We start from the raw sequence: 10,813 nt of genomic DNA, 5'->3' as shown, positions 1-10,813 counted from the left end.
GGTGCGCGGGGGGGGGGGGGTGGCGTGTGGGGGTGCGCGGTGCCCGGCCCCCGTCGACGCCGCGGCGCCCCACCCCCGGGGGCGGCCCCCACCGGGGGCCGCCAGCGGGTCAGCGGCGCCGGGAGCCGCGCGGCAGCCAGCCGATGAACCGATCCTGGAGCGACATCACCGGGGCGGCGCGCAGGTCCTCAGTGGCAGCGGCGAGGCAGGAGCCCAGGTAGACGCTGAGCATGGCGCGATCACCCCCGTACTCCGCCAACAGCCGGGTGCGCTTCGTCGCGCACGGCCACTCGTCACCGCAGGAGCCGCAGCTCCAGCAGGGGGTCTTCGGGGCGTGCTCGTCAGCCCGCACCCCCGGCCGTTCCGCACCGTCGGTCATCGCACGTCCTTCCAGATGTCCACGGGACTGGCGGCTGCCGTGCCGGCCAGCATTGATGGTGGTCCCCCCGGAGCCATCAGGGAGGGCGCTGCGCGTCCCTCCGGTGTTACATCTTTGCGGTACCTTTGGCGGTCGTGGGAGTCGGAAAGTTGACGGTTGACCCGATGCGCCATTCCTACCGGCCAGTAGGTCGGCGGAATGCGTGACCTGCTGCCATCGACGGTCGCCATAGCAGTCGCCGAGCCGGAGGACTGGACGGGCGAGTTGCTCCCCGCTGAGCAGGCAGGTCTCAGTGAGCGAGCTGTGCAGACCCGTCGGCGGGACTTCGCCGCGGGGCGGAGTTGCGCGCGCCGGGCCTTGCGCGATCTCGGCCTGCCACCGACCGCCGTGCCGGCCGCCGCCAACCGCGCGCCGGTCTGGCCGGTCGGGGTGGTCGGAACGATCACCCACACCGTCGGCTACTGCGCCGCCGCCGCGGCGCACACCACGGACATCCGGTCCGTCGGGATTGACGCCGAGCAGCACCGCGAGGTCGACATGGGAGTACGCAGACTCGTGCTGTTGCCGGAGGAGGAGGCGGCCTGCGCCCGGTTGCCCAGCGGGACCTTCTGGCCGATCGTGCTGTTCAGCGCGAAGGAGACCGTCTACAAGGTCTGGCACCCGGTCGTCCACAGTTGGTTGGGCTTCCACGACGCCCGGCTCGACCTCGATCCGGACGCTGGCACCTTCACCGCCCGGATCGCACCGGCCCGGGTGGCCGCCGCAGCAGTCGACGACCCACCGACGATGATCGCCGGCCGCTTCGTGATCGCCGACGGACTGGTCCGTACCGCCGCCGTTCTTCCGCTGCGCTGACCTCGCCCGGTCACTTACAGCAACGAATGGGATACTGATCCACTTTGGCCCTCGGTAACCGGCCGATCACCGTCCACCCTGGCCAGTGGGGTGTCGGGTCACTATCGGTGGGAAGCCCACCAGCGTGGCAGCCGGGCGCCCCGCCACCCACGGTAACGTCGAAGAGTTCCCGCACCGCACGTACCGATGCGTCAAGGAGTACGGTGACCCACCCCCAGCCCTCCGTCGGGCCGCAGGACCTCCAGCAGCCGAACCCACAGCCGCCGACCCGTTCGTTCGCGGCGACACCGCAGCCACCGTTCTCGGGGGCGGCGTACCCGGCGGCTGGCGGGCACCCGGACGCCGGCGGCGGTCATCGGACACCCGGTGGTCCGGGTTACCCGATCATCGCACCACCAGCGGTGCAGACGGACCGCTCCAAGAAGGCCGCCGTGGTCGTCGCGGTCAGCGCGGCAGTCCTCACTCTGCTCTCCTGTGCCGGCGGCATCGTGGCGGTCGTCATCGGCACCAAGCGCACCTCGACCACGGTGAGCGAGGCACGGGCCACACCGTCGAGCCCACCATCCGTGTACGGCGACACCCGTGAGATGTCACCCGGCGACACCCTTGTCGTCGACGGTGCGGCCGGCACCGTCGAGATCACCGTGACGAAGTTCAGCAGCGCCACCAAACCCTGCAAGTCCCACGGTCTGAAGCCCGGTGAGGGCATGTACGTGATCGCCGACGTGACGGTGGCCGTCACCAGGGGCACCGCGTCGACGAACCCGCTCTACTTCCAGTGGGTCGCCGCCGACGGCAGCAAGACCACCGCGATCGGTGGGGCCTTCTCCGGCTGCGGCAAACCGATGCCGGCCGTCGACGACCTGACCGCCGGCACCAGACGCACCGGAAGTGTGGTGTTCGACGTGCATGACACCTCGGGCGCGTTGGAGTACCAGGACCAGTTCCAGACCGCCGGTTCCTGGAAGCCGTGACGCGACGTGGGGCCGGCCCGTCCGGGCCGGCCCCACGCGGTAAGCGGTGTCGGTGACTCAGCAGCCCGTCCAGCGCACCGGGGTCACCCGGTCGGCGAGAACGTTGCGGAACCCGACGATGGTGCCCGTGTCCGAGATGGACCGGGCACCGACGCCCACCCCTTCGCCGCCGCCCGGCAGGACCCGCGAGGTGGAGCCCCTGGCAACACGGTCGCCGCCCACCACGACGCCCTTCGCGTTGACGTCGGTAAGTGCCGGCATGTCCGCGTCGAGCAGCGTGTGCGCGCCGTTGCGGAGGTCCCACCGCACCCTGGTCGAGCTGGTGCCGCCCAGCCACGCCTGACCGATCGCCCAGCGGCCGGCGGCCGCGCTGGCCGTGCTCCACTCGGCGCCGGGGAACGTGAGCGCGTCGATCCGGCCGTTCGGCCGGCGGACCCAGCTGTTCCAGTCCCCGAAGGGCCCGGCGCTACCGACGATGGTCCCGTTGTCGGTGATCCCACCCGCCTGGGCGTCGACCGGGGCGTCGAGCACCTCGACCGTGCCCGGCCGGGCGGCCGGCCAACGCAGCGCGACGAACTCCCCGGGGACGACGTCGGAGCCGTAGCCGACGATGTCGCCGGCGTCGTTGATGGCGCTGACGAAGATGCCCGTGGACGGCAGCACCGGCAACTGCTCGAGCTTGCCGTTGCGGTACCGCCACGGCTGCCCCTGGCCGTTCGCCCCCCAACCGTTGCCGATCACCACGCCGTCGGCGTTGATGTCGACGGGAGTGGCGTCACTCCGCGACTCCACCTCGGTGACCCGCTGCCCGTCCCAGAACAGCAGCAGGTACTGGTTGTCGGTCTCACCGACCCGAAGCGCGGTGCCCGCGACGTAGCGCCCGGTCGGGTCGATCGCGTTCGCGTCGGCACGATAGGTGTCGGTCGGGTACGGCAGCGTGCTGATCTTGCAGGTGCGGAAGGCCGCTCCGCCAGGTGCGGCGGACGCCGTGGCGGAGACGGCGACGCCGAGCGAGGTGGCCAGCAGACCGGTTGCGGTGGCTGCGAGCATCCTGCGTCGAGTGGTTCGATTCATCCTTGCTCCCCGTGTGGGGCCCGAGTAGTCCCGGGCATCGGTTGATACCCGGTTTCACACGTGATCTGCCGACCCGGTTGCACCATGTCGGCCACGCGACAGAGTTCGATCGGCCCGGCCTACCGGCCCCACGGCTGCTGGCCGGTGACGACCGGCTCGCCGGTGCGTACCGACTCTTCGATGGCGAGGCTGATCAGGTGGTCCTGGCAGGCCTCGGCGAGGGGGTACGGCGCCGGGCCCTCCTCCCGCGCCCACGCCCCGGCGCGGGCGACGATGTCGGCCACCGCGATGTCGTCGTCGGACATCCCACTGCCGACGAACGGATTGCGGTAGACCACGTCGCCGTCGAAGCTGATGTGCTTCAGGTCCAGCCCCTCCAGGTTGAGGTCGAGACCCGTCTGACGTCGGGTGAGGAAGGACTCCACCGGCGTGGTCGGGTCGACCAGGCGGACCACCCGGTCGTCCACCAGCTCACCGCGGGAGCCCCGTACCACCAACCGGCGAGTACGCAGCGGGTTCCACCACTGGTTGTCGGTGAAGTCGTACAACCCCATCCGCCCGCCGAAGTCGATCGTCGCGACTGTGGTGGAGAGCTGCTGCGGGGTGTCGTCGCCGCTCCAGCCGGCCGGCGAGAGCGGGTTGGCCAGCGGCGCGGCGAAGGCGCGCGCGCTGACCTCGGCGCTCTCGTGACCGACGTCGAGCAGGCCACGGATCAGCGACACCGCGTGGTAGAGGTGGGTCGAGGAGATCTGGACCGAGGTCGGCTCCCCGAGCACCCCGGCACGGACCAGCGCCAACCGGGCCGCGTGCCCGGGCATCAGCAGGTACTGCTCGGCGACCTGCACCAGGCCGCTGCCTCCGACGTCGGCCCAGAGCGAGCGCAGACCCGCCAGGTCGGGGGCGGGTGGCGTCTCGGCCAGCACCGGCACCCCGGCCGCGACCAACTCCCGGGTCGCCTCGGGTGTCACCGGCCACGGCACCGACACGATGACGAAGTCCGGCCTCTCGTGGGCGAGCAACTCCGCCGTCGTACGGAAGGTCGGCACGCCCCAGTCCGCGGTCACCTCAGCTCCCCGCGATCCGGTACGCGTCACCACCCCTGTCACCCGGAACCGCTCGGGGAGCAGCCGCGCCAGGCGGAGGAAGAACTCCCCTCGCCAGCCACTGCCGACGAGGCCGAACCGGGTCTGTGCCACCGATGTCATCCGCGCTCCTCACCTAGAGGTCCGGATGCTAGCCCTCCCAGGGCCACACTTCTCGCTACGGTTGCGCCGATGAGCACCGACCTGTCGCGCACCGCACCCGTGCCGGCGACCGACCAACGGCCGCCACTTGACTACTATCTGGTCGGCGTCCGCACCCCTGGTTCCACTGTGGATGGAGTCCTCGTCGAGGAGTTCACCCGCCACCACGACTTCACCACGACCGGGCTGGACAGCGCGGGCTGGACACCGCAGGCCGGCTGGTGGAGCTCGGCAGCGCTGAGCCGCGGGATGCGCACCGACCCCGAGGTGCTGGCGCGGGTGCTCCCCGCCTCGCGCCAGGAGGCCGAGGCCGTCTACCGCGCGCTCGGTGGCGGGCAACTACCGGGCGAGACCGTGCTCCGTACGCACTTCCGCGACCACCAATCGATCGCCACCACCCCGCCGCTGCGGCTCGGCCCCGTCCAACCGCCGGCCGGCTTCCACGAGCGGCGGGTGTACCGCGTTCTCTTCGTCAAGGATCTGGACGCCGAGCAGGTGGCGAGCCTCCGGACGGCCTGGCGGACACCTGCGGACGACCCGAGCGCGTCGGCCGCGAGCGGTCACCGCGACACGGGCACCGAGCAGATCACCTGGGACCTGCGACGGGTCGGCCGCCACCTCGCCTGGGGTCTGGACCTGACAGTCCTGCTGAGCACCGGTGCGACCGAGGCGGTGGGCTCGACCCTGGCCGAGCTGACCACGGTCCTGCGCGAGCACGGCTTGATACCCGTGACGACCGAACGCTTCTCCTGAGGGCGCGCCGACGTGCCGGCTCGGTGCACCTGGAGAATCGATCAGTAGAGCCACCGGTCGAGCACCCCGGGCCAGAAGTGGGTCGTATGGTCGCCGTCTCCGAACGCGGGCGGGTCGAGGTCCCGGATACGTTCCAACAGGTCGGCGAGCTCCGCGAGCGCCTGCTCCTCGGCCTGTTCGTCCTCGTCCCAGCGGTCGATGACGGTTGAGCTGGTCAGCCAGCTACCAACCATGTGCAGCGAACAGAGCCAGTGGACGATCGTCGAGTTGACGAACCCGGTGCTGCCGTCCGCCGACCACAGGTGCACCTCACCAGTGGTCGGCGCGGCGCCGTACACCCAGCCCGGGTCGTCGAAGGTCGCCAACCGGTAGCTCGTGGGCTCCGCGTCGAATGACACCGCACCGACGAGGTCGTCGATCAGCGGTACACCCGAGGAGACGAGCGCGGCCTTCTGCGCCTCGGGAAGCCGCCACCTCGCCACGTCCAGCTCGGTAGCACGCACCACCCGCCCGGTACCCGCCCAGACGGTGACCGCTTCGAACGTGGGAGGCAACGGCATATCACCAGCAGGCACGCCGATGAGGGTAGTCGCGGACCGCCGCCGCACCATCATCAGCGGCGCACTGCGCGACTCGAGCGTCAAACGAAGCATGGGGCCCGAAGGCCCCATGCTCTCGCTGATCTGTGCCCGCCGATCTTGGTCGGCGGGGTTTCCCCAGGTAAAACGTCGTGCTGGTGGAGCTGAGGGGATTTGAACCCCTGACCCCCTCTTACCGAACGTCACGGCCCCTGACTCATCGTTGATCGTCAAATTCAGGCACTGACCTGCACCGACGCCAACGCGCCCCTTTCAACGCTTGTCACTGATTGACATTCCTTGGCATGGGTTTTCGGGGGGTAAACGGGGGGCTTCCGGTACCTAGGGCCGGCAACGGCAACGGCAACGGCAACGGCAACGGCAACGGCAACGGCAACGGCAACGGCAACGGCAACGGCAACGGCAACGGCAACGAACTATCGCAGGTTGATGCGCTGTCCGGACCCCGGGGCCAACATGAAGGTCGCGCCGGCGCGGTGACTCTCACACTCGACCGGCCACGCCTCCGAGCGGTGGGGTCGACTGTGCAACAGGCCATCGTCGACGTCCGCGCCATCTACCGCCACGACGCCCCGGAGGACCTCACCGTCCACGTTCGGGAGGCAGCGCGCAGCGGACCGCCGGGCACGGCGCCAAACCCCAGACGTAGCGACTCTCCCATGCCTGTTTGGCCCAACAAAAAGCGGATTGAGATGCGACGCCGCTTTCTGCATCATGTACCCCATGCCCCCCGTCCCCAGCACTCGATATGCGGACTTCATCGCTGCCGCCCGGCGCGTTGCGCCGTCGGTCATGCTGCCCGTGCTGGCGAACGCATCGATCCAGCAGCTCCGCGGGAGCAGCGTCTACCGTCCGCGTGCGGACGAGGTAATCCAGGCGTGGATCATCGCGGCGGCGGCTCGCGAGAACATCGCGTACGGCAACGAGTTCCGGCAACGGACAGTGTCCCGCAAGGACCTGCACCGGCTCCGGTACACATACCAGGAAGTGCATGATCCCATCCTCAACACGGCCGGTCAGCCCGGTGCGGTGGAGTCGCTGATGGTCCGCACGGTGTTCGAGCAGTTCCCGTTCGCTCACTCCCGCTATGAGGATCTGTCGCGCATCCTGCTTCTGTTCGATCGGGACTACTCCTCGTTGAACTGCGAGGTGCTTTCCGTCGCCGCGTGGGAGGAGCTGCTGGGCGCTCCCCTGGAGCGGTTCATGCGGTCGGCGTTCTTCATCCTGGTCGGCGCCCTGTGCAACGGTGGACGGTTCGACACGGACTGGCTATCAATGCCTCACTTTGCACCGGTATTCGACGCGTACGACATGGTCGCTGCCGAGGTGGTGGAGGTCTTCGACCGCGTGTTCGTCGCCGACTTCGCCGACGTACACGCCCAGGCGGCAGCGAACCGCAACCCCGATCCGCACCTGCGCCGGTTCGACCCGAACCCTTTGCTGGGGGCGCCGTTCGTCCGGATGCCCGACGGCACCAATTTGGCACCGTGCGTGCACCTGGTCGCGCAGCGGGTCAGCCCGGCCTCGCTGTACTACGTGGGCTGGGACAAGTGGAAAAAAAAGTTCACCCGCGACTTGGGCAAGGTCACGGAGGCGTACGTCGGTGAGCAGCTCGGCCTCGTCAACCCGCCCATCCTCCTGCACGACGTCGAGTACAAGAAGGGCCAGAACGCCTCCGACTACGTGATCGGATACCCCGGCCTCACGATCATCGTGGAGGTCAAGTCGGCCCGCGTGGCTCACCCCGGACGGCTCGACATGGACGGGTACCTCGCCGACGCCGAGAAGGATGTCGGAGACGCGATGAAGCGACAGATCAAAGTCACGGCGGACCTCATCAAGGCCGGGCATCCGGCCTTTCACGGGATCGACTCGGCCGCTGAGATCCGCGGCGTGGTTGTGACAGCGGAGCCTCACTACATGCTGAATAGCCCGATGTTCCGTTCCTTGCTGCCGGACGCTGGCTACCCAACCGTCATCCTGTCTCTGAGCGAGCTTGAGTTCGCGGTGTCGGCCGCCCTGGCAGGTGAGCCGGCGAACTTGTTCCGCGCGTTGACCGACTGGGGTCCTGACGGCATCGACGCGAACGCGGTCGCTCGCGAGCACGCCGCCAAGCTCGGCGTGCCGACGCCTCGCAATCCACTCCTTCAGGCCGCCGCCGAACGCGGCTGGGCAAAGATCCTGGAGGCTGGGTCGGTTGCCTCTGGTGGAGGTGCCGTGAGCAATCCGAACACGCCGCCGCCTCCGGTTGGCAGTCTCGGGGCCTCGGCGTGAACGCATGGGTAAGTCTGCCGGCGCATGTTACGGGCGCGAAGTGGCTTGCCGTCCAGAGCCGACTGAAGGTCGACATGCGGAGCCTGTTCGCCGCGGCCGGTATCCGGTGGCGAGACCGCGCTGGCCGCATCGAGCTACGCGCCGATGATCCCGGCCCGCTGGTGTACGCGCTGCCCCTGCAGACCATCGATGGGCGGGTCCGCGCGGACGCGGCTAAGAGACTTGCCCGTGATGTCTTCGGTGGGGGCCTGGACGGAGAAGCCCGGCAGTTGCTGCAGGCATCCGGCATGCACCAGATGGACATAGGCCTGTGGATGGGTCTTCGGCTGGCGTTCTTGACGGAGTCCGACCCCCTCACTGCGGTACGTGACCTGGTTGAGGCTCAGCCGGACTGCCGTCTGTATCGACTCGGCGGAACACCGGCCCTCATGCGCCGCCAAGTCACCTGGCGGATCTTAGAGCACCTCCTCGACGGCATCGCACCTGAGGACATGCCGCTCGGCAGCGGCCGCCGCGAGGACATGCTCTTGACCGGCCTGCTGGAGGCGGTGCCCGGCGCCGTAATCTGCGCTCCGCTGACTGCTCGCTTTCAGCCGTTGGCGGCGGTCTTGATGACCAGTTCCGGTGCCGAGGTCGCCATGCTTTCCTATGGCAGCGGCTTCGTCCGGATGCCACGCATGGATCTCTGGCCCGTTGGTGTGGGACGGCCGTCCTTAACCGGACCGGGTGAAGGCATCTATGCCGTCGGCCTTGAGGAGCTGCCGCCCGAACACGCCGATGTGCTGCTTCGCCAGGCCGTGGAGGGGGCCAACCGCCTACTGCTCCGACTCACCGACCCAGCTCAGTTCGCAGATGCCGATGGGTGCCTGGACCGTGACGAGCAAATAATCTCGTGGGCCAACATTCGGTTTGGTTTTGACGCGGTCAACAGCGTGGCCTGCACGTGGGGCACGACCGACGCCATCTGGCATGCGTTCCGGGCCCTCGGCACCCTTCAGGGTGTTTGGGAGGGGCGCAGGCAAGGCGCCGTCCCGCTCCGGCAACTACTCACGCCCCAACGCATCCGCGACCACGTGCTTCCGACGCTCACCGATCCGACCCATCGAGCGTGGGCTACAGGATTGGTCGCCAATTATGAGAAAGAGTTGCTTTCTGGTTTTCCCGGCCAAACGCTTGAGCAGTGCACCCGCCACCTAGAGGAGTTGCGTCACCTCGTCCATGGTGTTGGCGGCCAAGGGGCACGCCCTCGTAACTCGCGACTCACAACGCTTCGCCTGCTGGCCCACCACACTCCCAACGTCCAGCTCGTATGTGACATGGCGAGCCTGTGGTGGACAGCCCTGCTCCTGGCGCCCGAGAAGCTCTGCCGGCCAGGTCGCGCCCCTTGGGAGTCCTGATCGAGACCGGCTGAAGTTGCGGGTTCGCGGCACAGCCGCAATGGCGTTTATCGACGGCGAGGCGACTGGTACTGCCAGGCGTCGGGCGATGTCCAGAAGCTGCTCTCCGCCCCTTTTCCGGCCGCAGAGCGACGGTACCGGGTGAGCGCAGCACGGTCTATCGCCGGAGCGAGGACGCCAGGGTTGTAGCGCGGTGTCATGAAGGGGGGGCGGTCACCAAGAGCACGTCCTCCAAGCGCAGACCCGGCTGCGTGAGCACCTCAGGGGTGTTCCCTTCGCCGGTCAGGAACTCGCTCGCCGCCTGCCCCTGAGCGAGCGCCGAGGCAAGGGACTGGCCGCTCGCGATAGCGGCGTAGAACTTGATCGCGAATGCTTTCGCGGCGGCGTCGCTGATCTCATCGACCATCGCCACGACCACTGAGACGGCGTCCAGCAACGTTTCCGCGCCCTCATACGAGTCACATGCATTGAGCACCAGCAGAGTCGGCGGGTGATCCGTGCCCTTCAACAGCCGGGCCAACAGCACGAAGTCGACGTCCACACCGTCAGGGTTGTCCGTGTCAGTACCGTCGAAGAACAGCCCAACCGCCGAGCCATGCCCCGAGAAGTGCATGACATGCGGCCGCTGGTCGTTGAGTGCGTTGAACAGGTCGTCGAACGTCGCCGCAGGCCAATGGTCGATCGTCACTTGGTCCCGGTGGATGGCCCGCTTGACCGCTTCCCGAACCTCGCGCACCTCCCGGTCCACCCGCAGCCGATCCTCGCCATCGGGGCTCGCGGTGAGGTACGCGACGCGCAGCGGTTCTGCCTTCGGCCGCGCGGGCTCCGCAGACTGCGGGCGAGATGCCGCGGCCACCTGGCGAGCGTGCGCCAGTTCGACACGCCGCCGACGCTGGTCGTCGCGGTCGCGCGCCTTCGTCGTACTGGTCTCGGCCTGGGTAAGCGCCTTCGAGGTCGTCGCGATCTTCTTCGCCACGGCGGCCAACTTCTTGCCGCAGTCGGCAGCCTTGTCGTCGTGCTTCACGGCATCCTGCTCTGCCCGGTTGGCCTCCTTAATCAATCGCTGGATCGACGACCCGACTTTGGTCCGCTGCGCCTGGCCGGCCTTCGCGGCAGCCTTCTCCCGGAGCTTGGCGGCGGCGGTGCGTTCCGCACCCTGCTTTTTCGACAGGTCCGCTTCTTCCTTCTTCAGCTTCGCCAGCTGAGCCTTCAGGTAGTCAGGCGTCGGCACGCTATCCCCTTCGTCATGGTGATCCGATGTCCC

Annotated in this window: 10 protein-coding genes; 5 read left to right on the top strand and 5 right to left on the bottom strand. The window is 68.6% G+C overall.

The window, feature by feature from the left end; translation table 11 throughout:
* Positions 1–109: 109 nt before the first annotated feature.
* Positions 110–379, bottom strand: coding sequence for a hypothetical protein (locus tag ACWER9_RS10520; RefSeq protein WP_452301566.1), 270 nt, complete (start codon positions 377–379; stop codon positions 110–112).
* A 198-nt stretch (positions 380–577) separates the two neighbouring features.
* Between ACWER9_RS10520 and ACWER9_RS10515 the strand changes: the two genes are divergently transcribed.
* Positions 578–1,234 (top strand): 4'-phosphopantetheinyl transferase family protein, encoded by a 657-nt coding sequence (locus tag ACWER9_RS10515; RefSeq protein WP_452301565.1) that lies wholly within the window; start codon positions 578–580, stop codon positions 1,232–1,234.
* A 203-nt stretch (positions 1,235–1,437) separates the two neighbouring features.
* Positions 1,438–2,208: a hypothetical protein gene (locus ACWER9_RS10510; protein WP_452301564.1), complete on the top strand. Its 771-nt coding sequence runs from the start codon at positions 1,438–1,440 to the stop codon at positions 2,206–2,208.
* A 57-nt stretch (positions 2,209–2,265) separates the two neighbouring features.
* Here ACWER9_RS10510 and ACWER9_RS10505 read toward each other — a convergent pair whose 3' ends face one another.
* Both ACWER9_RS10505 and ACWER9_RS10500 read right to left on the bottom strand, forming a co-directional pair.
* On the bottom strand, positions 2,266–3,282 hold the full coding sequence (locus ACWER9_RS10505; RefSeq protein WP_452301563.1) for a hypothetical protein: 1,017 nt from the start codon (positions 3,280–3,282) through the stop codon (positions 2,266–2,268).
* Positions 3,283–3,401: 119 nt separating this feature from the next.
* Positions 3,402–4,487, bottom strand: coding sequence for a Gfo/Idh/MocA family protein (locus ACWER9_RS10500; protein ID WP_452301562.1), 1,086 nt, complete (start codon positions 4,485–4,487; stop codon positions 3,402–3,404).
* Positions 4,488–4,556: 69 nt separating this feature from the next.
* Between ACWER9_RS10500 and ACWER9_RS10495 the strand changes: the two genes are divergently transcribed.
* The gene (locus tag ACWER9_RS10495; protein WP_452301561.1) at positions 4,557–5,279 is read left to right on the top strand and encodes a hypothetical protein; all 723 of its coding nucleotides are present in this window, start codon (positions 4,557–4,559) and stop codon (positions 5,277–5,279) included.
* Between the two features lie 41 nt (positions 5,280–5,320).
* Here ACWER9_RS10495 and ACWER9_RS10490 read toward each other — a convergent pair whose 3' ends face one another.
* Entirely contained in the window at positions 5,321–5,854 is a 534-nt protein-coding gene (locus ACWER9_RS10490) for an SUKH-4 family immunity protein (protein WP_452301560.1), read from the bottom strand.
* 747 nt (positions 5,855–6,601) lie between these two features.
* Here ACWER9_RS10490 and ACWER9_RS10485 point away from each other — a divergent pair.
* Both ACWER9_RS10485 and ACWER9_RS10480 read left to right on the top strand, forming a co-directional pair.
* Positions 6,602–8,152 (top strand): hypothetical protein, encoded by a 1,551-nt coding sequence (locus ACWER9_RS10485; RefSeq protein ID WP_452301559.1) that lies wholly within the window; start codon positions 6,602–6,604, stop codon positions 8,150–8,152.
* Positions 8,149–9,549 (top strand): hypothetical protein, encoded by a 1,401-nt coding sequence (locus ACWER9_RS10480; protein ID WP_452301558.1) that lies wholly within the window; start codon positions 8,149–8,151, stop codon positions 9,547–9,549. The genes ACWER9_RS10485 and ACWER9_RS10480 overlap by 4 nt, the downstream gene beginning before the upstream one ends.
* Positions 9,550–9,745: 196 nt before the next feature.
* On the opposite strand, the gene ACWER9_RS10475 is transcribed toward ACWER9_RS10480, so the two are convergent.
* Entirely contained in the window at positions 9,746–10,780 is a 1,035-nt protein-coding gene (locus tag ACWER9_RS10475) for a CHAT domain-containing protein (RefSeq protein ID WP_452301557.1), read from the bottom strand.
* Between the last annotated feature and the right edge of the window lie 33 nt (positions 10,781–10,813).

It is taken from the genome of Micromonospora sp. NPDC003944, assembly GCF_053605225.1.
The sequence above is the reverse complement of the archived record's forward strand: the minus strand, read 5'-3'. Positions and strand labels throughout refer to the sequence as shown.

What these genes read in the sequence shown, in the direction of transcription:
- ACWER9_RS10520 (WP_452301566.1), bottom strand. Translation starts at nt 379, where the DNA reads ATGACCGACGGTGCGGAACGGCCGGGGGTGCGGGCTGACGAGCACGCC.
- ACWER9_RS10515 (WP_452301565.1), top strand. Translation starts at nt 578, where the DNA reads ATGCGTGACCTGCTGCCATCGACGGTCGCCATAGCAGTCGCCGAGCCG.
- ACWER9_RS10505 (WP_452301563.1), bottom strand. Translation starts at nt 3,282, where the DNA reads ATGAATCGAACCACTCGACGCAGGATGCTCGCAGCCACCGCAACCGGT.
- ACWER9_RS10500 (WP_452301562.1), bottom strand. Translation starts at nt 4,487, where the DNA reads ATGACATCGGTGGCACAGACCCGGTTCGGCCTCGTCGGCAGTGGCTGG.
- ACWER9_RS10495 (WP_452301561.1), top strand. Translation starts at nt 4,557, where the DNA reads ATGAGCACCGACCTGTCGCGCACCGCACCCGTGCCGGCGACCGACCAA.
- ACWER9_RS10485 (WP_452301559.1), top strand. Translation starts at nt 6,602, where the DNA reads ATGCCCCCCGTCCCCAGCACTCGATATGCGGACTTCATCGCTGCCGCC.